The sequence below is a fragment of the Neorhizobium sp. LjRoot104 genome (assembly GCF_964253725.1).
Lineage (GTDB): Bacteria > Pseudomonadota > Alphaproteobacteria > Rhizobiales > Rhizobiaceae > Neorhizobium.
The window spans coordinates 1,636,985-1,659,504 of record NZ_CAXURS020000002.1; the positions used below are offsets into that span (position 1 = coordinate 1,636,985).

The following is a 22,520-nucleotide window of genomic DNA, read 5'->3' on the forward strand; positions in this document are numbered from 1 at the left end:
TTGCATTGCCCGCCCCGCGCTCGGTCGAAGGGCGTCAGAGGGGCAGGCCCACATAGTTTTCCGCAAGCGCCGTCGATGCCGCCCGCGAATGCGTCAGGTAGTCCAGTTCGGCTTCCTGTATCCTCTGGTCGAATTCGCCGGCGTCGGGAAACCGATGCATCATCGTCGTCATCCACCAGGAGAAACGCACCGCCTTCCATACACGCGCAAGCGCCTTTTCGGAATAAGCGTCGAGGCTGGCGTCGGAACGCTCCTGGTAGTGCTCCCGCAGCCCGCGGAAGAGGTAGTGCACGTCGCTCGCAGCCAGGTTCAGCCCCTTGGCCCCGGTCGGCGGCACGATATGAGCCGCATCGCCGACGAGGAACATGCTGCCGAACCGCATCGGCTCGGCAACAAACGAGCGTAGCGGTGCGATCGATTTCTCGAAGGACGGCGCGGTGATCAGCGCTTCCGCATGATGCGCAGGCAGGCGGCGACGAAGTTCGTCCCAGAACCGGTCATCGCTCCAGTCCTCGATCTTCTCGTCGAGGGCGCACTGGATATAGTAGCGGCTGCGGGTCGCCGATCGCATCGAGCAAAGCGCGAAACCGCGAGGATGATTGGCATAGATCAGCTCATGACTGACGGGCGCGACATCTGCCAGGATGCCGAGCCAGCCGAACGGATAGATCTTTTCGAAAACATGGATTGCGCTTTTCGGTACGGCGTTGCGGCTCGGGCCGTGAAAGCCGTCGCAGCCGGCGATGAAATCGCAATCGATGCGATGCGTGCTGCCGTCCTTTTCGTAGGTGACGAAGGGCAGGCGGGTGTCGAAATCATGGGGCGCGGCATTGGCGGCTTCGTAGATCGTCCGGGCCCCGCTTGCCTCGCGACGTTCCATCAGGTCGCGGGTCACTTCCGTCTGACCATAGACCATGACACGCTTGCCACCGGTCAGCCCGTGGAGATCGATCCGATGGTCGCGGCCGTCGAAGGCGAGCGAGAAACCCTCGTGCGGCAGGCCCTCAGCGTGCAGCCGCGAGCCGGCTCCGGATTGGTCGATCAGCCCGACCGTGCCCTCCTCCAACACGCCGGCGCGCACGCGACCGAGGATGTAGTCCTTGCCGACACGATCAAGGATGATGTTGTCGATGCCGGCTTCCGTCAGAAGCTGGCCAAGCAAGAGCCCTGACGGCCCGGAGCCGATAATGGCGACCTGCGTTCTCATTCATCTCCTCCCAGATGTTTTCGTGTGGCAAATTGTGCTCGGCTTCCGCATGGGCGGCAATGGACATTCGAGCCAAAAAATTGGACAAACCGAACATGCTTGCCGGAGACATCAGATGAACAGGCACATACCGACCTATCAGCTATACGGGGAGGATCCGGGCAAGCGGCATGATTTCTGGCTGCATTGCGAAACCATCAGCTCGAGAAGCAGCCGCCACCGGTGGGAAATCCGCCTGCATCGGCATGAGTCATTCTTTCAGATACTGTACATCGAGGCGGGGTCGGGCGACGCGTCTTTCGACAGTGAAACGCATCCTATCCGACCACCGTCGGCAATCACCGTCCCTCCCGGCCTCAGTCACGGCTTCCGGTTCTCCCGCGATATCGAGGGCTTGGTCATCACCATCCTGAGTGCCCATCTCGCCCCCCAGCCGGGGGAACGCAGCCGCTTCAGCGAATGGCTCGCGACACCGCACCTAACCCCGCTCGACCCGCTGAATGCCGATGCGGCCTACGTGATGCAAACGCTGAAACGAATTGGCGAGGAATTCGATCACCGCAACAACGGGCGCAACGAACTTCTGACTTCCTATGTGAAGCTCGCCCTGAGGCTGACAGCGCGCATCTCCCACGCCGACAACCTCAACCAGCTCCCGGCGAACGAGGGCGAACGGCGGATGGAGATGCTGAACGGCCTGATCCAGCAGCATTTCCGCGCGCACAAGCCGATATCCTTTTATGCGGCCGAGCTCGGCATCTCGCTGACCCATCTCAACCGCGTCGTCCGGTCGATGGCGGGCTGCACGGCGCACGACCTGATCACCGCCAAGCTGATCGAGGAGTCCAAGCGTGAACTCGTCTTCTCGCTCGCCTCCGTACAGGAGGTCGGTCATCGCCTCGGCTTTGCCGACCCTGCCTATTTCTCGCGTTTTTTCGTGAAGCAGACGGGCGAAACGCCGCGCGCCTGGCGCCTCCGAGAAATGCGATCGCTGGACAAGACATCTAGCAGGATGCACATTTCGAACCTGTGAGCCCGTTGTCCGCGCTGTCGCAGGTGACGAGCCGCATCGGCTTCGTCGCAACCGCATCTACCACCAACGAAGACCCCTATCTCCTGGCCCGCAAACTTGCCTCGCTCGACTATATCTCCAAGAGCCGCGCGGCGTGGAATGTGGTGACGACGGGCGCGCCCGGCCAGGATCTTTTGTCCGTCCCTTCACGGGCAAGACTTCGTCAGGCGCTCAGCGCCCGCTTGCGGTCGTTGACGAAACCGACCACTTCCGATTGAGGCATTGCCTTGCCGAAGATGTAGCCCTGCCCGATATCGCAGCCCTGGCCAAGGAAATAGGCGAGTTGGGCATTTTCCTCGATCCCTTCGACAGTAGTCTTGAGGTTGAGGCTGCGGCTTAGGCCAAGCACTGCGTCGATGATCTTGGCGTTCTTGTCATTATGAGTGAAGCTCGACACAAAACTCTTGTCGATCTTGATCTTGTCGAACTTGAAGCGCGCCAACTGCGCCAGACTGGAATATCCGGTTCCGAAGTCGTCGAGCGCCACCTGGATGCCGGCGGCATGGAATTGCTCGATCGTCGCGGCGGCAAGGTCCGGGTCGTCGATCAGAGCGTTTTCGGTGATCTCGATTTCCAGCCTCGACGACTGCAGGCCGGTCTGCTGCAGAATGTGGAGAACGCGGCTCGCGAGTAGCCTGTCCTCCATCTGCACTGGCGACACGTTGAAGGAAAGCGACAAAGCTCCCGGCCAAAGCTGCGCATCGCGGCAGGCCTTCGACAGAAGCTGCTCGAAGAGCGTGGTAATCAGGCCGGTCTCTTCGGCCACGGCAATGAATTGCTGTGGTGACACGAAAACGCCGTCCTTGTTCCAACGGGCAAGCGCTTCGAAACCGCAAAGTTCACCGGTCCTGAGATTAATCAGCGGCTGGTAGAACGGTTCGATCCTGCCCTCGTCGATGGCGCGGCGAAGGTCGCCTTCGAGCTTGGCCCGCTCAGAGACCTTCTCCTGCATTTCAGGCTGGAACAGGGAATACTGGTTGTGGCCCCGGCTCTTCGCCTCGTACAGCGCGACATCCGACCGGTGGCAGACTTCCTCAAGCGAGCCACCGTGGTCCGGCAGGCGCGCATAACCGACGCTGGCACCCACTTCCGTCAGCAGGGTGCCGATCCGGACCGGTCGAGAAACCGAATGAATGAGCAATTGCGCGAAAAGCTCCTCCTTTTCCGGCACCAGGTTGCGGGCCACGGCGACGAATTCGTCGCCGCCGAAGCGGAAGACGCATTCATATTCAGCCAATGCGCAGATGCGCCGTGACACTTCCTTCAACAGGATATCGCCTCCCTGATGGCCAAGAAGGTCATTGACCTTCTTGAAGCCGTCGAGATCGATCGAAAACACCGTTGCGGTCTGCGGCGCGATATCCTCACCCATCTCCCCCAGATTCTCATCCGGGTGCGAAAGGACAAACCTGTCGAAGGCATAGCGGTTGGGGAGTTTCGTCAGATGATCGTGCGTGGCGATACGGTCGGCTTCATCGAAGGCCCGCCGGCGGTTCATCATTTCATTGCGCATCTCAAGGATGCGCAGCACCGAATAGGCAAAGCTCGCAAGCCCCGCAACGATGAGTACGATGATGATGAGATGAGCTTTTCCCGCACTGATCGACTGAACCAGCCCCAGCAGCAGATCGTCATAGGCAATACAACCGACGAGCAGCACCATCGCGACTGCTGCCACCTGCGCCAGCTGTCTGCCAGCCGTGCTTTCAAGAAAATCCCTCATCTACCCCTCCACCCCCGCGATCCTAGGATAAATGATTAAAGGATTTGTTATTCAGAGTTGTGCGAAAGCGCACTGCACTTCGAACCAATCTCTCAAGCGGCCGCGTGAATTCGGCGATTGCGACCTCTACTGATTGATGCCCAGGATCTCGCAGCCTCCTTGGGGACTACCGGATCTGGCGGCATCAATTGGCGTCATGCTTTGATATTGCGCCTCTGAGCGCCTCCGACAGCTCGGCCAGCTGGTAGGGTTTGCGCAGGATCCTGATGCCTTGCGCGTCTGCCGCTTGCTTGGCGACTTCGGAATATCCGCTGGTCAACAGGATCGGCAGGTCCATGCGGCGGGCCCGGATTTCCTTTGCCAGTTCCACGCCGTTCATTCCTCCGGGCATCATGATGTCCGAGAATACCAGATCGATCCGCCGCCCGTTCGCAAGAGCGCCCAGAGCGGCGGCCGCCGTTGCTGCGCGCACCACCTGAAAACCGAGATCCTCCAGCATCTCGCTGACAAGAGCGGCGACTTCGTCGTCGTCTTCAACCAGCAGGACGCTGCCCGCCGACGCTGGGCGGCGCCGCGCGACGTGCATATCCACCAGATGGTGCTGATCCGGTCCGGGTTCCTTCGAGGAACGGGGCAACATGAGGGTTATCTTCGTCCCTCGGCCGACTTCGCTTTCGATGTCTATCTTGCCCCCGGATTGCTGGACGAAACCATGCACCTGCGCAAGGCCAAGGCCGGACCCCTTGCCGATATCCTTCGTGGTAAAGAAAGGTTCGAACACGCGCGCCTGCACTTCGCGGGTCATTCCGGATCCGTTGTCGCTGACGGAAAGACGGACGAAGTCCTTTGCGACGCCCTGATCGAAAAGCGGAACATTTTCCGCGCGGATTTCAATCGTGCCCCCTCTCGGCATCGCGTCGCGGGCGTTGACCGCAAGGTTGAGAACCACAAGTTCCAGCTCGCTTGCGTCAACCTCGACCGGCCACAGGTCGGGTGAGAACTCGAGCGTGACATGGACATCACCCCTCAGGCTGCGGTCGAGCAGTTCTCGCATCCCCCCGATCTGGCGGGCCAGATCGATCGTCTGCGGCTGCAGTTCCTGACGCCGGGAAAAAGCCAGAAGCTGCCGGGTGAGGCCGGATCCACGTTCGGCGGCCTGACGCATCCCGTCCATCAACCTTTTGCGCCTGGCTGGATCCGTCTGGCGGTCGAGCATTTCCAGCCCCCCGGAAATGACCATCAGCAGATTGTTGAAATCGTGAGCAACGCCCCCGGTCAGCTGACCGATCGCTTCGATCTTCTGAGCTTGCCGAAGCTTTTCCTCCACATGCGCGCGCACCGTCATCTGGTCTCGTAGGGCCTCGTTTGCGGCCTTGAGCTCCTGGGTACGCAGGATGACCTGCTTCTCAAGTTCCTGGGCGGCCAGCTCGCGCTCTTCCAGCAGTCCACGCAGTTCCAGCTGCCGGGCTCTCGCGCGAAGCGCCGATTGTATGGTGCTGACGAGGGTCAGGGCCTGGACTGGGCGCTCCAGAAGAGAGACGTTGCGCAACGAATCGACCAGTCTCTGCCGCCACGCCTCGATGCCGGTCTGCTCCTGGCGGCTGGTCAGCAGGATGAACGGGAGATCCGACCACGGCGGCTGGTCCGCAACCCATTTGAACAACAGGCTTGCGTCTTGTCCAAATAGTGCCTCCTCAGCGATGAATGCGGCTGCAGCACCCGCCTGCAGCGCTGCCAAAAGGCCTTGGATATCGCCGCAAGCCTTGGCCGCGATACCGCTACGGCTGAGCAGGCCAACGGAGGCGGCCGCATCTCTTCCGACCGGAGCAAAGACAATAACGGGTTCCAGTTGGTCTTCACTCTGCGCCATCATTTCCGTCTGCTGAACTCGTTTCAGGAGCGGCTGAGAAATAAGGCGACCCCGCCAGCACGCCGGTGAATTCCAGGGTTGGCGGTCCGAGCCTGATGCCATTGCCGGACAAGCTGAACTCGCGCACGCTGTGCTCGTGCCTGCCGCTTCGTTTTTTCACGACGGATATCGCTCGGCGCACGGTGCCCTGCACCTCGAAATACCGCAGCATGACGACGGAATCGCTGAGATAGCTGAGGTCGAGTGGAGCCTCCAGCGGCCCAACGAGCCCATGCTGGGCAAGGACAAGGATGGTCAGCACACCCCGCTGGCCAAGGTAGGTCAGCAGTTCATGCATCTGCAGGACAAGAAACCGCTCATCCGGCATCGCATTCATGTAGCCGTTCAAACTGTCGACGACGACGACGCGCGCCCCGTCGACCTCCACGCTTTTCCGGACGTTGGCGGTGAATTCCCCAGGGGAAAGTTCGGCGGGATCGATCTGCTGCAAACGGATCAACCCGCTCTCCAGGTGGCTCTGGAGATCGAAGCCCAAATTCCTGGCCCGCGCCTGCAGCGTTCCGCGTCCTTCGTCGAAGGCATAAATGACGGCATGCTCGCCTCGATCCGCCGCCGCCACGGCATAGGTCAGGGCAAGTGACGACTTCCCCACCCCGGCGGCGCCCAGGAACAGCACGTTCGTGCCTCGCTCAAGCCCGCCGCCCAGCATTTCGTCGATAGCCTTGTTCCCGCTTGACGTGAACTCGTCGTTGAAAGCCTGATGATGGTCCGCGGCGACGAGGCGCGGGAAAACGTGCAGACCGCCCTTCTCGATCGTAAAATCATGGTAGCCGCCGCGAAACTTGATGCCGCGCATCTTGACGACCCGCAGACGCCGCCGCTCGGCGCCGAAGTCGATGGCAAGCTGCTCCAGCAGCACAACGCCATGCGAAATCGAATGGAGCTGCAGGTCATTCTGTTGAGACGACAGATCATCGAGAAGAATGACCGTGCACTGACGGCTGGTAAAGAAGTGCTTCAGCGCCAGGACCTGGCGCCGGTAACGCAGGGGACTGTGGGCGAGGAGGCGCAATTCGGAAAGACTGTCAACGACCACGCGCTTCGGGTTGAGTTCGGAGACGCGATCGAGAATGAGCTTCGTCGTTTCGTTGAGTTCCATTTCCGCCGGATGAAAGACCGTCAGCTCGCGGTCGGGATCGAGCGTGGTCTCCGGAGGAACGAGTTCGAACACGTCTATACCCTTGAGCGACCAGCCGTGACGGAAGGCGACAAGCTGCAACTCCCGTTCCGTTTCGGAAAGGGTGATGTAGAGCACCCGCTCTCCCTGGCGGACACCTTCGAGCAGGAATTGCAGGGCAATCGTGGTTTTGCCCGTCCCAGGCCGGCCCTCGTAAAGATAGAGCCGGTTTTCATCGAGGCCGCCGTCGAGGATGGTATCGAGGCCGGTCACGCCGCTCGAGATACGCGGAGGGTCGATAAACTCCGCTTCTTCGAACCGTTCTGTCATGTTTAACCTTTGCAGTGAAAACCATTGAACAAGGTCATATAGATCGCAAAGGACAAGCCTCAAGAGGGACCTCAACAGCGCGCCGGCCAGCGTCGACTGCTCCGCAGGTCGCCTCTTGCGAGTTCACCGAGCGGTTTCGCTGTTGCCCGTCATACCGGTCGCCACGCGCCTCCTGGCACGGCAAATGCGACCAAGGCTCGTCCGTGCATCGAGGTCAGGCGGAATGTTGCTCCCAGTACCAGGCAACATACATTTTCTTTTTGTCGCGCCCGCGGCTTTTCAGGAAGGCGCGGATGGAACGCACGTCCGCCTTTTCGCAAGCGACCCAGACGAAGGTCTCGTCATCGACGGAAGCGACGGCTTTTTTGGCTTCTTCGGCAAGAATGCCTTTCGCTCCAGCCGGATAGCTGTTTCGGTGCAGCCAACGGACATCCAGTGAACCCGCTGACGGAAGCGGCTGTTCCTCAGCCTCATCCAGCACTTCGATGATAGCCTGCATCCGGGTGCCCGGCGTTACTTCGGCCGCGATCCGGGCGATGGCCGGAAGAGCGCTTTCGTCGCCGACCAGAAGAATGGACCGTGCCACCGGAAGGCCGCCGCCTCCCGGCCCGAGCAGCGCCACTTTTTCCCCGGGCAGCACGTCACGGGCAAAGTCGGCACCCGGTGTCGCCACATGCGGAACTGGATGTTGCAGGAAGTCGATCCACAATTCCCGGCGTTCGATATCGACGGCGCGGATCGTGTATATACGAACAAGGATCTCGTCGTCTCCCTCGGGCCAGGCGACGCGGCCGTCTTTTCGGATTCCCGGCCATACCGGCGGCCTGCCCTTCGGCGGAACCAGAAGGCGGACGTGCATGTCGCCACCGGCGAACGGCGAAACGTCAGCGCAGGCAAACTTCACACGCCGCATGTGAGGCGTCACATCCTCCGACGAGACGACCGTCACCTCGTGGATGTTCGGCAGCGCCGCGAGGGGGGAATGCTCCGACCAGGTCAGTTCAAACGGATCCTCGCCTGCGAAGTAGAACAGGTGCTCCGCAATCATCGTCCGATTCAGCTGCAACGCCACTTCCGACTCGCATGCCAGTTCGATCAGCAGCTTGCTGTCCGCCAAACGAAAGCTTGCGGTACCGTTCTTGCTCTTCAGCAGGGCGTGGTTCTTGCTCCGCTGCACGTCGGCATGCTCGACGAAGTGCTCGCAGATTTCCTCGAGCATGCGTTCGGCATCTCTTGGTAGCGCTACGCCGGACAACTTCAGCGGCTGAACTGCATTCATGACCGATTCTCCTTTAAATCAGGCCCCTCCGCCATCCGATGGCGGCCGATCGGCAGCATGATCGGCCGACCCGACGTCGGGTCCGTAATGACGCGGCTTTCGAGTCCAAAGACTTGCCGCACATTCTCTTCCGTCAGCACGTCCTCGGGCCTGCCCGCGACATGCACGCGCCCTCCGGCTATTGCGACGAGGTAATCCGCGTAGCGTGCCGCGAGATTGAGGTCGTGCAGGACCATCACCACGGTGGTTCCCCGCGCGTGGTTGAGATCGGTCAGCAGATCGAGAACCTCGACCTGGTGATTGATGTCGAGAAACGTCGTCGGTTCGTCCAGCAGCAAAACCTCTGTCTGCTGCGCCAGAGCCATGGCGATCCAGACGCGCTGGCGCTGTCCCCCGGAAAGCTCGTCCACCGGCCGTTCGGCAAGCTCGACGGTTTTGGTCGCGGTAAGCGCGCTCTCCACGGCTTCATCGTCCCTGCGCGTCCAGCGCGAAAACAGGCTTTGATGCGGATGCCGCCCGCGGCTGACGAGGTCGGCGACGGTAATTCCCTCCGGTGCGATCGGCGACTGAGGAAGCAGGCCCAATGTTTGAGCCAATTCCCGGGACGGGATACGGTGGATCGATTTGCCGTCCAGCAGGACATGCCCCTGGCTGGGCGAGATGAGCCGGGACATGGTGCGCAAAAGCGTGGATTTGCCGCAGGCATTGGCGCCGACGACTGCCGTGATCTTGCCGGGCGGCAGGGCAAGATCAAGCGCATGCAGGATCTCGGCATGGTTATAACCGGCCGAAAGCCGGCTGGCGGCAAGAGAGTGAGCGGAGCGAACGGTCACAGCGAGCCTCCCATCCGGTTGGCCCGCACGATCTGATAAATCAGAAAGGGAGCGCCCAGTGCTCCGGTTACCACGCCCACCGGATAACGGCTTGGCAGAAGGAATTGACCGACATAATCCCCGCCCAGGACGAGTATCGCACCGATCAACGCCGCCGGTATCAGCAACGATCCGTTGCGCCCGACGACGCGGGAGGCGATCGGTCCCGACAGGAAGGCCACAAAGGCAATCGGCCCCGTCACCGCCGTTGCGGATGCAATCATGCCGACGGCCGCAACGATAACCAGCATGCGGGTCCTTGCCACCTTGACCCCCAAGGCCGCAGCCATGTCGTCACCCAGGCGAAGTGCTTCCAGGTCGCGCGCCCGGGCGAGCAGCAGCCCGCCGAACGTGGCCAGCGCCAGAAGAAGCGGAAGCGCCTGGCCGAGTTGCGCGCCGTTGACGCTGCCTGTCAGCCAGCGCATTGCTTCCTGCAGGTTCCAGGCCGGCGCGCTGGAGAGGATATAGGCGACAACGCTTTCCAGCATGGCCGATACGCCGATCCCGACGAGGATCAGCCGCGTCCCCGCAACCCCGCCGCGGAACGACAGGGCGTAGACCAGTAGCGCCACGCCGAGGCCTGCGGCAACCGCCAGGACAGAAACAACCGGCCCATTCAACGACAGGACGACGATGGCGAATACGGCCGCAGCGCTTGCACCCGAAGTGATCCCGATGATATCCGGGCTGGCCAGGGGATTGCGCAGCATAAGCTGGAATGTGACGCCGCCGAGCCCAAAGGCCAGTCCGGAGAGAACTGAAAGGACCGCGCGCGGCAGCCGCAGCTTTCCAACGGTAAAGGCGGCGCCCGCGACATCATCGCCGAGCAGGACGCGCAGGACGTCGCCGGGCGGCGTGAAGGACTGGCCGAGCGACAGGGTTACCGCAAAGAGGACGGCCAGGATAGCCAACAGGGCGGCGGTCACGAGAACATGCCGGCGCGCGCGACGACGGCGATTTTCGACGATAAGGTCAATAGTCGGGGAAAGCACTGTCACAGTTCTCGCACCCGCTGCCGCCTGACAATCCAGATGAAGAACGGCGCCCCCACGAGGGCCGTGATGATTCCCACCTCGATTTCGGCAGGCCTGGTGACGATACGCCCGACGACATCCGCCGCCAGCAACAGGCACGCGCCGCCAAGCGCGGAAAACGGCAGCAACCACCTGTGATCGAGCCCGACCAGAAGACGGCAGACATGCGGCACGACCAGTCCAAGAAAGCCGATTGGGCCGCAAACTGCCGTTGTTGCCCCGCACAGGAGGATGGCGCCGAACGAGGCGACGGCGCGGGCCACCGCGACGCGTTCCCCCAGTCCCGCCGCTACGTCGTCGCCCAGGGCCAGTGAGTTCAGTTTTCGCGCCGACAGAAGGCTGATCGCGAAACCGACGGCAAGAAACGGCAGCACCGGGACAATGCGCTCAAAGGTCGCTCCGCTCACGCCGCCGATCTGCCAGGAACGGATCCCCCCCGCTATGTCCGCCCGCGGCAGCACCATGGCAATCACCATGGAGGAGAAGGCAACCGACGTCGCGGCGCCAGCAAGCGCCAGCTTCAATGGGGTTGCCCCGCCACGCCCCAGCGATCCTATCGCATAGACGAAAACTGCCGAACACCCGGCTCCGAGGATTGCAGCCCAGATATAGGCCTCCGCGGAGGACATGTCGAACAAGGCGACGCCGGTCACGACGGCCAGCGATGCACCCATGTTGACGCCGAGAATACCCGGATCGGCGAGAGGATTGCGGGTCACGCCCTGCATGATCGCCCCCGCAAGCCCGAGCGCGGCGCCGGCAAGCACGGCAAGCACCATGCGCGGGATACGCACGCTGACTGCCGCCTGGCCGATGCTGTCGACCTGTCCCCCGAGCGCGGCAGCGATATCGCTCCAGGCCACTTCGCGGGTGCCGACCGTAACAGAGAGCGCACAGAGCGCGGACAGGGCTACGACCAGTCCGGCCAGCCAGAGCCCGCGGTTCCGGTTCGAACGTCGGGAGACGGCCGACCGAGAGAACAATCGAATGCTGCCGGCCGTCATTTGGACTTTTTGGCCGCTGCCGCCAACAGATCCACGTAGTCCTTCAAGACCCATGAGATCGAAAGCGGTGTCGGATTTGCCGCCGTGCCGATCGGGTTACGACCCAGCATGACGAGAGCGCCCTTGTCCACGGCCGGCATTCTGGACATCAAGGGGTTGGCCGCCAGCGCATCGAGCAGTTTCTGGTTTCCATAGGTGACGATGATATCGACGTCGTCGAAGACATCGATGCGCTCGGCGCTGACGGAGCCTGCGAATTTCCCGGACTTCGAGGCCTCGACGACGCTCCGGGGGGATTTCAGGCCAAGATCCTCGAAGAACCTCACCCGGGTATCGTTCGTCGTGTAGAAGTTGACGGTGCTCAGGTCAGTCGCGTCGAGATGGGTAATGAACATCACCGATTTGCCCTGGAGCTCCGGGTGCCCGCCCACCACCTTGGCGATGTCGGCTTCGATCCTGGCGATCAATGCGTCGCCCTGAGAGGCCATGCCCATCCCGGCGCTGTTCAATCGTATCATGTCGCGCCAGTCGGTCGACCAGGGCGCTTCGGGATAGGCGACGACCGGCGCGATCTGGCTCAGCGTGTCGTAGTCCGATTGGCTCAGGCCGGAATAGGACGCCAGGATCACATCGGGCCTAGTGGCGGCGACCGCCTCGAAATCAATGCCGTCCCCTTCGTCGAAAAGCACAGGCTTGCCGGCATGGAGCGCGGTCAGCCTTTCGGCTACCCACGGCAGCACCCCGTCGCCGTCGTCGTCGCCGAAATTGGCCCTGGCGAAGCCGACCGGGACGACGCCGAGCGCCAGCGGCACCTCATGGTTGGCCCAGGCGACGGTCGCTACCCGTTCAGGCTTCTGGGCAATGATCGTCGTGCCGAACGCATGCTTGATGGTGATGGGATAGGCCGTTCCTTCGCCCGCCCTGGCGCCTGCCCCGACGCTGCAGAGCGCAACCACCCAAACGCATATCGCCGCCATTTTCACGGCCGAAAGCAATAACCGCAGCATCGTCGAACTCCGCAGACTTAAGTGGACTTCCACTTTCAGGTTAAGAGAGCCGCGTCAACCGCCCTACAAGTCCTGATCGACAGGAGGACTGAGATTTCCGTGGGATCCTACAAAGCGCGGAGAATTTACAATACTAGACAAACATGCTCAAGTTAATAGCCGTCCCGGGGCACATCAGAGCAAGCCATTGCGGCCGCCATGACCGGGAGAGATTTCCTCGCGGGCGGGTTGTCAGGATGTCGTTCGGGATGGTTCCCCAGACCTGGCATCAGTCTCGGCGATCTCTCGCCGAATCAACTTCTGGAACGTGAATATGGACAACGAAAGAACACGCGGTCGCTCGAGACAGGCCCTTATCCGCTATCGGAATGCGGTCCTTCTGGGTTGCACGGCGCTTGTCGCCTTCACGCCGACCGTAGTGCTTGGCCAGGATCCCAACGCCGACACAACGCTCGAACCGATCGTCATTCAGGGCAGCGGGGCCGGCCTCGATACCGACAATGATTCGAAGTCGATCGTTGCGACGAAGACGACCGGTGTTGGCAAGATGCCGGCGGATATTCTGGAAACACCCGCTTCGGTCTCTGTCATCACGTCCAAGGAAGTCCGGGAGCGCGGCGCGGACAGCATTGAGCAGGTCGTGCAATATACCGCTGGCGTGGTCACGGACTATTACGGTTCGGACGACCGTTACGACTATTTCAAGATCCGGGGTTTCACTCCCTTTACGTACCGCGACGGACTGGTCATCGGCCGAACCTGGAGCGGAATCCGGGAAGAGCCCTTTGCCTTCGAGCGCATTGAGGTGTTGAAGGGCGCCAACTCTACGGGCTTCGGGGTTTCCGATCCCGGCGGTTCGGTCAACTATGTCACCAAGCGGCCGAAGAGCGAACGTTTCGGCGAGATTTATGGCAGCGGCGGTTCCTTTGATCATAAGGAGGCCGGCTTTGACTTCGGCGACAACATCACCGAGGATGACACCCTCTCATACCGCCTGACTGGCAAGTTGCAGCGGTCGGACGCCGAATACGACTACTCTCAGGATGACGAAAACTTCATCATGGGCGGCCTGACCTGGCGCCCCACGGCTGCCACGAGCCTCACATTCGTCTTCGATCACTTGGACAAAGACGGGACACCCAGCGGGGGCGGCCATCCGCGGGGTACCGATTTGGACAGGGATCGCTTCTTCGGCGAGCCGGACTATAACTACGATACGACGAACAGGAACACGTACAGCGTCATGCTCGACCACGATTTCGGGAATGGCCTGACCTTCAACTCCAACGCGCGCTACAGCAAATCGGATACGGGTTTCGGTTACGCCTATATTTACGATGCGCTGGGCGCCGCTGATCCCACGGGCATGGTGGATCGCAATTACTTCGGCAGCGACAAGTCCTCCGAGCAGTTCATCGTCGATGCGCATCTGCTCTACGAGACGAATTTCAACGACGTGGAAAGCCGTACGCTGCTCGGCGTCGAGTATAACAAGTTCGAGTCGAAGAATGACAGCTTCTACACTGGTGCACCGGCCATAAACTGGCAAAATCCGGTCTATTCGGGCGGACCCGTATCGCTGTCGCCTTATAGCAGCGTAGCAAGCGACCAAAAGACCAAAGCGATCTATCTGCAGCAGGACCTGACCTTTTTCGACAAGCTGACAGCAAGCATCGGCCTGCGCAACGATTGGCTTGACCTCAAGGAAACAAACCAGCTTACAGGTTCCGCATCGACAGGCGATTTCAGTGAATTCACGAAGCGCTTCGGTCTCAGCTACAAGCTGACGGACGAACTCGCGGCCTATGTCAGCTACGCCGAATCTGTCGCGCCGCCGAGCGCGGGGACCGAGCCTACGCTGGGCAAGCAATACGAAGCCGGTATCAAGTATCGGCCGGATGCGTTTCCTGCCTTGTTCACCGCCTCCGTCTACGACCTGACCATGGAGAACATCACGACCTACGAAGCCCCAACGTACCTGCCGGCGACGGTCGACAAGATCCGGCATCGCGGCATCGACCTCGAGGCCAAAGCGGAGGTGACGAACAATATCAACCTCATCGCCTCCTATTCCTATATCGACTCAAAGATCGTCGAGAACGGTGGCACGTATGATGGCAAGCGCTTCGCGCAGGTTCCAGAGCATCTCGCTTCGGTGTGGGGCACCTATACGATAGAAGGCAACGGAAGCCGCGGCGATATAACCTTCGGCGTCGGCGCTCGCTACACGGGTTCGTATTACTTCGACAACGCGAATACCCGGAAGTCGGACGGTGCCGTCGTTTTCGATGCCGCCTTCACCTACAAGATCCAGGAGAACACGACGTTCCAGCTTAACGCCAGCAATCTGTTTGACGAGAAGCATATCGCCAATGACGACGGTGGCGCGTATTATTACAATCCCGGCCGCGCGATCTATGCGACGCTGCGCCAGACTTGGTGAGATACCCGTCCTGCCCGGCAGCCATACCGGGCAGGGCAATTTACTGTCCTAATGGCTTTGCTGCATCCGGCGCCAGGCGGCAGGTGTGTCGCCGGCAATCTGCCTGAACGCCTTCGTCAAATGTGCCTGGTCGGTGAATCCCAGCTGGGCTGCGATCTCGGCAACGGCCAGATCGCTTTCAACGAGCAGCCTTTTCGCCAGGTCTATGCGCCTTGCGAGTTGCCATTGCAGCGGCGTTTTACCCGTGGTTTGCTTGAAGACATTGGCAAACCAGCTTTCCGACAGACCCACGGTCGCCGCCATTTCGGCTACCGTCAGGCGGCAGTCGCTCAAGCCATCGATATGTGACGTCAGCTTTTTCATCTGCGCCTGGGTCAGCCGGCCATTGGGTTTTTCGGCTTCCTGGTCGGGGATGTCGAGAAGACCGGCGACGATGCTGCCCACAAGACTTTCGGCATAGACGGCATGCTTTGACGGATTTGATATTTCATCGACCAGCAGACCCGCCAGCGTCTCGATGGCGCCGACATCCTGAAGCTCCACCGGCCGGCGCACCGCTGCCAGAGCGGCGGAGGCCCCAACCGAGGGCGACAGGAACCGGAGCAACCGATCCTTGTGCATGTGCAGGTTGAGGTGTGAAAAGCGGTGTTTGGTTTCGCTGCTGGTCCACATGGGAACGCCGGCAGGAACATAGACCGCGCGGGTCATCGGACGGTAATGCTGCGAGCCGTCCCGGTTGGACATGCGAATTCTAGCCGACACGTCGTTGAAGAAAATCATAATGCGCGGGTCGTCCGCCAAATAGTAACCCGTGGCGCCTGACTGACTTTCCGCTTCCCAGAAGACACTCACCAAGCCGTCGAAACGACGCCATTTGACCGGAGCGACAACCCTTATCCCCTCGGTATGCCAAGTCATGGAATGCCAATAACTCAACGCCGGTATCCTTCGCCATCTGCCACTGGAATCATCTACCTGGCACCACGGCATCTCAAACAGATTCTCCGGGTGTGCCCATAACATGATAATTGGCGTCAGGTATATAAGGCCTGTGGGCGGATAGTAAAGCTCCGCGCCGCAAAGCCGCTGACCCCACCGCGGCGACACCTTCCTTCTTGACAAAAGGGTGCATCCGACCTCCACCTCACTTGGTCATAGGGGATAGATCTCCACGATCCTGCGGACCAGCATCGCCGCGGCATGATCCTCGTCACGATTATCTTTTGGATGCCTTTCCCGGTATTCAGGCCATGCGGGAGAAATTTCTATGAACATTCGGCATCCGCTTTTCGACCTGCACGGACGCCATGCCGTCCTCACCGGTTCGAGCCGGGGCCTCGGCCTTGCCATGGCACGCGGACTAGCCTCCGCCGGAGCCCGGGTCACGCTGAACGGGCGCGACGAGGCTACGCTTTCCGCAGCAGTAGAACAATTGAAGACGGAGGGTTACGAAGCCTCCGGGTTGGTCTGCGACATAACCAAGGCCGACGAAACGGAGGCCGCGTTCGCCGGCATCGGAGCGGTCGATATCCTCGTCAACAATGCCGGCATCCAGATCCGCGCACCCTTCCTGGAGCACAGCGCCGAAACCTGGCGGCGGATGTTCGACACCCACGTGATGGGCGCGGTGCTTCCCTCGCAAGCCGTGCTGCCTGGCATGATCGAACGCGGCGGCGGCAAGATCATCAACATCTGCTCGCTGATGAGCGAAGTCGGCCGCAAGACCGTCGTGCCCTATACGACAATGAAGGGCGCGCTGAAGATGCTGACCCGCGGGATGGCGACGGAGTTGGCCCATCACAACATCCAGGTAAACGGCATAGGTCCGGGCTATTTCGCGACCGAGATGAACCGCGCGCTGATGGACGATCCGGCATTCGATACCTTCGTGAAGAACCGCACGCCCGCCGCTCGCTGGGGTCAGCCGGAGGAACTTTCCGGCGCCGCGATCTTTCTGGCCTCTCCGGCGTCGGATTTCGTCAACGGCCAGGTGCTCTACGTCGATGGCGGCATCCTGTCGGCTCTTTGAGCCGCTTCGCTTCGCAATGGCCGATCCGCATCGACGAAAGCGGCGCAAGTTGCCTTCACGGATCCGTCGGGGGCCGGCGGACCCGTCAGGCGTCAGCTTTTTGTCAGCTGGTAGCCGAGTCCGGCCGAGGCGGCGAGCCCTGCCGTACGCAGGAGTTCGACGTATTCGGATTTCCGACTTTCATCGAAACGGAACAGCGGAAAGGAAATCGACAGCGCTGCGATCGGTTTTCCGAGGTAGTTGAAGATCGGCGCCGCCATGCACCGCACACCCGCCTCGCTCTCTTCCACCTCTTCGGCAAAGCCACGGCCGCGGGTTATATGCAGTTGCTCAAACAGTTCCTGCGGATCGGTGATGGTGCGCGGCGCGAGCTTCGTCAGCTCCATCTTGCTGATCCGCTCGCGGATCTCGTCGTCGTCGCGCCATGCAAGAAGCGCCTTCCCGAGCGAGGTGCTGTGCAGCGGATTGCGCAGCCCGAGCGTGGATTTCATCGAAAGACTGTAGGCCGAATCGTATTTGTGAATGTAGACGACCTTCTGGTCGCGATCGTCGAGAATACCGAGATTGACGGATTCGCCGGTTACCCGGGATAGCCTTCCCATCGCTTGATCCGCCACGCGCAGCAGGTCCGTATGCTCGGTCAGCGAGCGAGCGCCCAGGCTGAAGAGCTTCAGCGTCAGGCCGTATTTTTCCGTCTCCGCATCCTGCTCCACATAGCCGAGTTCAACCATGGTCTGCAGCAGCCGATGCGCGGTGGTCTTCGACGTCATGGCCCGCTGGGCGAGATCCGCAAGGCTCACCTTCTTTCCCTCGACCAGCGCCTCCATTACGGCGAAGACCTTGAGGACGGCGGCGACGTTTTCGGTTTTTTGGTTCAACTCGGACATAGCGCTTATTCTGTTTTTTTCGAAATCCCATTCTGGAATTTAGAAAAACCTGTGTCAAGATTACAGATGGGACCTTTGGAAGGTCGGCTGAGAACCACACTGCAGCAGAAAAACACGGTTGAAAAGCCTTAAGGAGTGTGATTTCCTAAAATCCGGAACAACATTCCGAATATTTGTGGAGGACGTCCGGCATGCATCCGCTGCTGCGGCAAAAGCAACACCTGATCCAGCGCGCGGACGTGTGCGGCCTGATCGATCGGCTGATCGACAACCTTGTCCATATCGAGGATCGCACCGGCGAATTCTTGCTGCGTCTCGAGGACGGCCGCGTTATCGATACCAAAGGCTGGGCGGGCTGGGAATGGACCCACGGCGTGGCGCTGTTCGGCCTTCTCAAATATTGGCAGCTGACGGGCAATCAGAAGGTGATGGATATCATCGTCGATTGGTTTGAAGCCCGGCTTGCGGAAGGAACCCCCACAAAGAACATCAATACGGTCGCACCGTTTCTGACGCTTGCCCATCTCTACGAACTTACGGGTAACCCTCGGTGGCGGCCCTATCTGGAAACATGGGCCGAATGGGTGATGCACGAGATGCCGCGCACCCGCGAAGGCGGACTGCAGCATATCGTCTATAACAGCGTCAACGATCAGCAGATGTGGGACGACACGCTGATGATGAGCGTGCTGCCGCTCGCCAAGATCGGCCTCGTGCTCAAGCGCCCGGAGTTCGTGGAGGAGGCAAAATACCAGTTCCTGGTCCACGCCCAATATCTCTGCGACACGCAGACCGGCCTCTGGTTCCACGGCTGGACTTTCGACGGCAATCATAATTTTGCCCGCGCGAGATGGGCGCGCGGCAATAGCTGGATCACGATCGCCATTCCGGAATTCATCGAGCTCCTGGACCTTGCTGAAAACGATCCCGTCCGACGCCATCTCGTGTCCCTGCTCGGCCGGCAGGCAGCCGCGCTGAAACTCCACCAGCACCCATCGGGCCTGTGGCACACGCTGATCGATGATAGGTCGAGCTACCTGGAGGCCTCGGCGACCGCCGGTTTCGCCTATGGCCTGATGAAGGGCGTGCGCAAGCGGTATCTGGGTATCGAGTATTTGGAGACCGCCGAGCAGGCCATGAAAGGCGTAATCGACAATATCGGCCCCGACGGGGAGCTCCGGCAGGTATCTTTCGGCACGGCGATGGGCAGCGATCTCGATTTCTATCGGCAGATCAAGCTGACCTCCATGCCTTACGGGCAAGCGATGGCCATGCTCTGCCTGACTGAGCTTTTGCGCAGCTTCATCTAGTCAGCCGCGCCGAGGAAGAATGGAGCGTGTCCGGCAGGAGGAGCCGGCATGCAACAAGCCATGAACAACACAACGCATCCGGTGCCGATGAGACGCTCCGGGGCAGAAGGAGGAGGACAAAATGACCAAACTGACGAGACGAGCATTACTGGGCACCATGGGTGCGGCGGCAGCCGCTTCTGCACTTCCGGCCATGCCGGCGTTTGCTGCCGATCGTTCGATCCGGCACTATTGGTGGGGTAACCCGGAGCGCGACAAGCGCACCTTTGCGGTTATCGACGCATTCCAGAAGAAGAATGCCGGCATCAAGGTCTCCGGCGAAACGATCGGCTGGGGAGACTACTGGACCAAGATGGCGACCCAGACGGCAGGCCGCAACATGGCCGACCTCGTGCAGATGGACTACCGCTTCCTGTTCGAATACGTCAATCGCGGGGCGCTGAAGCCTCTCGACGAATTTGCCGGCAAGAGCCTGATGATCGCCGACTTCGACAAGGGGCCTCTTGATGGCGGCAGGGTCGACGGAAAGCTCTATGCCCTCAACATCGGCTCGAACAGCCAGGTCATGGTCCACAATACACGCGCCTTCCAGGAAGCGGGCATCGACACCGACCTGATCAACTGGACCTGGGACGACTTCGCCAAGGTGTGCGAAAAGATCACCTCCAAGTCCGGAGGCAAGATGAAGGGATCGGACGATCTCTCCCTGATGATCGAAACCTTCGAATCCTGGGTCCGCCAGAACGGCCGGGAATTCTACAGCCCGGACGGCAAGGTCGCGGCGACAGCCGCGGACGTAAGCAGCTGGTGGCAAATGTGGGCCGATCTGCGCAAGGCGGGAGTTGTTCGCGACAAGAACAAGACTGTTATTCTCGATCCGCCGATTGCAGAGTCCGGCATTGCCGTGGGCGACACCGCCATGTCCCACTACTGGTCCAACCAGCTTGTCGGCATTCAGGCCGTGTCGAAGGACAAGATCGGCGCCGCCATGGTGCCCCACAAGGCGGGCGGCAAGCCTGGCCAGTTTATCAAACCCTCGATGTTCCTGTCCCTCAGCCGCGACGCCAAGGACACCGAGGCCGCAATTGCCTACATGAATGCCTGGGTCAACGACCCCGAGATCACCGGCATTCTCGGCCTGGAACGTGGTATCCCCTGCTCGCCCAAGATCCGGGCGGCACTCGCCCCGAAGCTCACCGAGGTCGAGAAACTCTCCGTCGATTACTTCACGGCGATCCAGAGCAAGGTCGGCCCGCTGCCGGTGCCGGCCCCCAAGGGAGCCGGAGAGGTACGAGACGCCTTCATGCGTATCGGCACCGACGTCGTGCTTGGCAAGGTGGAAGTCGCGAAAGCCGCAGGCACTTTCATCGAGGACGCCCAGGCGATCATCGAGCGCGCCCAGTAACAGGCGCGGGAATATCAAGGCCCCGGCGACCCCCGCCGCCGGGGCCTCTCTTCCGACAACAAGGTCGTTTCGATGAGACGTTTTTTTGCCCGCAACGCCCCGGCCTACGTGTTTCTTCTTCCATGGCTGATCGGTTTTTTCCTGCTGGCGCTCGGGCCGATCCTTGCGTCGCTTTATCTTTCCTTCACCCGCTATGACATGGTGAGCGCCCCCCGATGGATCGGCTGGGGCAATTACGAATACATGTTCACGCGCGACCGCCGCTTCTGGAAGGCGCTGGAAGTAACGTTTACCTACGTTGCACTGGCTGTGCCCGCCCGCCTGGTCATGGCCCTCGGTGTAGCCATGCTCCTCGACAAGGGCTTGCGGACGATCGGTCTTTACAGGGCCATCTTCTACCTGCCGTCGCTGCTTGGCGCTTCCATTGCCATCGCCATACTCTGGCGTCAGCTCTTCGCCGCCGACGGTGTGGTCAATCAGGTTCTGGCAAAGGTCGGCATTCAGGGGGCCTCGTGGATCACCGATCCCGACACCTCGCTTTATACGCTGGTCGTGCTGGCCATGTGGCAGTTCGGCTCGCCGATGCTGATTTTCCTGGCTGGCCTGCGCGGCATTCCGCGTGACCTCTACGAGGCAGCGGAAATCGACGGCACGCCCCGCTGGCGGCAATTCATCCGCATCACCTTGCCGCTTCTTGCTCCGGTGATCTTCTTCAATCTGGTTCTGCAGACCATCGAGTCCTTCAAGACCTTTTCCAGCGCCTTCATCATCTCCAACGGCACCGGCGCTCCTGCGGACAGCCTCCTGTTTTACACGGTCTACCTGTTCAACGAGGCCTTCAAGTTCTTCCGTATGGGTTACGCATCGGCGCTTGCCTGGTTTCTGCTGGTCATCATAGCGGCCTTTACCGCAATCGCTTTCTTCACTTCCAAATATTGGGTGCATTATGAAAACGAGCGCGACTGATCTGGAACTCGCCATCCAGATGGATGAGGCTGCGCGCGTGGCCCACGACCTGCGGCTGAAACGCGACAGACAAGAACGCAACGGCCGGATCCTGAAGCATATCTTCCTGATCATCGTGTCATGCGTCATGCTCTATCCGCTGTTCTGGCTGCTCGCGTCCTCCTTGAAACCGGAAAACGAGATTTTCGGCAGCCTGACGCTTTGGCCTTCCGAATTTCATTTCGAGAACTATACGAAGGGCTGGTATGCCCTGCCGATCTCCTTCACCGTCTTCTATGTGAATTCGGCGATCGTCACCGGCCTTTCGGTGATCGGCAATCTGGTTTCCTGCTCGTTCGCAGCCTATGCTTTTGCGCGGCTGAACTTCACCGGGCGCAGTTTCTTTTTCGCGCTGATGATGATGACCCTGATGATCCCCTATCACGTGGTTCTCATCCCTCAATATGTCCAGTTCCTGAACCTCGGCTGGGTCGATACCTATCTGCCCCTGGTCGTGCCGCGCTTCCTCGCCTCCGATGGCTTCTTCATCTTTCTGATGGTGCAGTTCTTTCGGCAACTGCCGCGAGAGCTGGACGAAGCGGCCATGATCGACGGCTGTTCGCCCTTCAAGATCTACTGGGCGATCATATTGCCGCTTTCGCTGCCGGCCATGGGCACCGCGGCGATCTTTTCACTGATCTGGGTTTGGGAGGATTTCCTCGCGCCCCTCATCTACCTCAACGACATCAAGAGCTACACCGTGCCACTGGCGCTTCGCCTTTTCCTCGATCAGGAAGGCCAATCCGCCTATGGCCAGATGTTCGCGATGTCGGTCCTTTCACTGGTCCCGGTCGTCATCTTTTTCGGCCTGTTCCAGAAACTCATCGTGCGCGGCATCGCCACCTCCGGAATGAAATAGGGAACAA

19 protein-coding genes are annotated in these 22,520 nt (G+C 60.6%); 8 read left to right on the forward strand and 11 right to left on the reverse strand.

Annotated elements, in window-relative coordinates:
- Window positions 1–34 precede the first annotated feature (34 nt).
- The gene (gene pobA / locus ACSQ8R_RS29915; RefSeq protein ID WP_436256956.1) at window positions 35–1,207 is read right to left on the reverse strand and encodes a 4-hydroxybenzoate 3-monooxygenase; all 1,173 of its coding nucleotides are present in this window, start codon (window positions 1,205–1,207) and stop codon (window positions 35–37) included.
- A gap of 115 nt (window positions 1,208–1,322) precedes the next feature.
- Here pobA and ACSQ8R_RS29920 point away from each other — a divergent pair, with 115 nt between their 5' ends.
- Window positions 1,323–2,240: a helix-turn-helix domain-containing protein gene (locus tag ACSQ8R_RS29920; protein ID WP_436256957.1), complete on the forward strand. Its 918-nt coding sequence runs from the start codon at window positions 1,323–1,325 to the stop codon at window positions 2,238–2,240.
- Window positions 2,237–2,497 (forward strand): LLM class flavin-dependent oxidoreductase, encoded by a 261-nt coding sequence (locus ACSQ8R_RS29925; protein ID WP_436256958.1) that lies wholly within the window; start codon window positions 2,237–2,239, stop codon window positions 2,495–2,497. The genes ACSQ8R_RS29920 and ACSQ8R_RS29925 overlap by 4 nt, the downstream gene beginning before the upstream one ends.
- Here the strand turns inward: ACSQ8R_RS29925 and ACSQ8R_RS29930 are convergent.
- The 8 genes from ACSQ8R_RS29930 to ACSQ8R_RS29965 all read right to left on the reverse strand — a co-directional run bounded on the left by ACSQ8R_RS29930 (window position 2,443) and on the right by ACSQ8R_RS29965 (window position 12,545).
- Window positions 2,443–4,002, reverse strand: coding sequence for a putative bifunctional diguanylate cyclase/phosphodiesterase (locus ACSQ8R_RS29930; protein WP_436256959.1), 1,560 nt, complete (start codon window positions 4,000–4,002; stop codon window positions 2,443–2,445). The genes ACSQ8R_RS29925 and ACSQ8R_RS29930 overlap by 55 nt on opposite strands.
- A 184-nt stretch (window positions 4,003–4,186) precedes the next feature.
- Entirely contained in the window at window positions 4,187–5,872 is a 1,686-nt protein-coding gene (locus tag ACSQ8R_RS29935) for an ATP-binding protein (protein ID WP_436257313.1), read from the reverse strand.
- Window positions 5,859–7,379 (reverse strand): ATPase domain-containing protein, encoded by a 1,521-nt coding sequence (locus tag ACSQ8R_RS29940; protein ID WP_436256960.1) that lies wholly within the window; start codon window positions 7,377–7,379, stop codon window positions 5,859–5,861. Before ACSQ8R_RS29940 ends, ACSQ8R_RS29935 begins: the two co-directional genes overlap by 14 nt.
- Window positions 7,380–7,593: 214 nt before the next feature.
- Window positions 7,594–8,658 carry a DUF2218 domain-containing protein gene (locus ACSQ8R_RS29945; protein ID WP_436256961.1) on the reverse strand — a complete coding sequence of 355 codons (1,065 nt, stop codon included), beginning with the start codon at window positions 8,656–8,658 and terminating at the stop codon, window positions 7,594–7,596.
- Window positions 8,655–9,491: an ABC transporter ATP-binding protein gene (locus ACSQ8R_RS29950; RefSeq protein WP_436256962.1), complete on the reverse strand. Its 837-nt coding sequence runs from the start codon at window positions 9,489–9,491 to the stop codon at window positions 8,655–8,657. Before ACSQ8R_RS29950 ends, ACSQ8R_RS29945 begins: the two co-directional genes overlap by 4 nt.
- Complete coding sequence (locus ACSQ8R_RS29955) at window positions 9,488–10,528, reverse strand: FecCD family ABC transporter permease (RefSeq protein ID WP_436256963.1); 1,041 nt, start codon at window positions 10,526–10,528, stop codon at window positions 9,488–9,490. The genes ACSQ8R_RS29950 and ACSQ8R_RS29955 overlap by 4 nt, the downstream gene beginning before the upstream one ends.
- Window positions 10,525–11,568 (reverse strand): FecCD family ABC transporter permease, encoded by a 1,044-nt coding sequence (locus tag ACSQ8R_RS29960; RefSeq protein WP_436256964.1) that lies wholly within the window; start codon window positions 11,566–11,568, stop codon window positions 10,525–10,527. Before ACSQ8R_RS29960 ends, ACSQ8R_RS29955 begins: the two co-directional genes overlap by 4 nt.
- The gene (locus ACSQ8R_RS29965) at window positions 11,565–12,545 is read right to left on the reverse strand and encodes an iron-siderophore ABC transporter substrate-binding protein (protein WP_436257314.1); all 981 of its coding nucleotides are present in this window, start codon (window positions 12,543–12,545) and stop codon (window positions 11,565–11,567) included. The genes ACSQ8R_RS29960 and ACSQ8R_RS29965 overlap by 4 nt, the downstream gene beginning before the upstream one ends.
- Window positions 12,546–12,888: 343 nt before the next feature.
- Between ACSQ8R_RS29965 and ACSQ8R_RS29970 the strand changes: the two genes are divergently transcribed.
- Window positions 12,889–15,018: a TonB-dependent siderophore receptor gene (locus ACSQ8R_RS29970; protein ID WP_436256965.1), complete on the forward strand. Its 2,130-nt coding sequence runs from the start codon at window positions 12,889–12,891 to the stop codon at window positions 15,016–15,018.
- Window positions 15,019–15,066: 48 nt separating this feature from the next.
- On the opposite strand, the gene ACSQ8R_RS29975 is transcribed toward ACSQ8R_RS29970, so the two are convergent.
- Entirely contained in the window at window positions 15,067–15,954 is an 888-nt protein-coding gene (locus ACSQ8R_RS29975) for a helix-turn-helix domain-containing protein (RefSeq protein WP_436256966.1), read from the reverse strand.
- A 331-nt stretch (window positions 15,955–16,285) separates the two neighbouring features.
- Here ACSQ8R_RS29975 and ACSQ8R_RS29980 point away from each other — a divergent pair, with 331 nt between their 5' ends.
- Window positions 16,286–17,047, forward strand: a complete 762-nt coding sequence (locus ACSQ8R_RS29980) for an SDR family oxidoreductase (protein WP_436256967.1) — start codon at window positions 16,286–16,288, stop codon at window positions 17,045–17,047.
- Between the two features lie 92 nt (window positions 17,048–17,139).
- Here the strand turns inward: ACSQ8R_RS29980 and kdgR are convergent, their stop codons facing one another.
- A complete protein-coding gene (kdgR, locus tag ACSQ8R_RS29985; RefSeq protein ID WP_436256968.1) occupies window positions 17,140–17,934 on the reverse strand; it encodes a DNA-binding transcriptional regulator KdgR in 795 nt (264 codons plus the stop codon).
- A gap of 191 nt (window positions 17,935–18,125) precedes the next feature.
- Between kdgR and bglB the strand changes: the two genes are divergently transcribed.
- From bglB to ACSQ8R_RS30005, 4 genes are all read left to right on the forward strand, one after another.
- Window positions 18,126–19,244, forward strand: a complete 1,119-nt coding sequence (gene bglB, locus ACSQ8R_RS29990) for a beta-galactosidase BglB (protein ID WP_436256969.1) — start codon at window positions 18,126–18,128, stop codon at window positions 19,242–19,244.
- A 121-nt stretch (window positions 19,245–19,365) separates the two neighbouring features.
- A complete protein-coding gene (locus ACSQ8R_RS29995) occupies window positions 19,366–20,649 on the forward strand; it encodes an ABC transporter substrate-binding protein (protein ID WP_436256970.1) in 1,284 nt (427 codons plus the stop codon).
- A 72-nt stretch (window positions 20,650–20,721) separates the two neighbouring features.
- Window positions 20,722–21,615 carry a carbohydrate ABC transporter permease gene (locus ACSQ8R_RS30000; RefSeq protein WP_436256971.1) on the forward strand — a complete coding sequence of 298 codons (894 nt, stop codon included), beginning with the start codon at window positions 20,722–20,724 and terminating at the stop codon, window positions 21,613–21,615.
- Window positions 21,616–21,742: 127 nt separating this feature from the next.
- Window positions 21,743–22,513: a carbohydrate ABC transporter permease gene (locus ACSQ8R_RS30005; RefSeq protein WP_436257315.1), complete on the forward strand. Its 771-nt coding sequence runs from the start codon at window positions 21,743–21,745 to the stop codon at window positions 22,511–22,513.
- Window positions 22,514–22,520 lie beyond the last annotated feature (7 nt).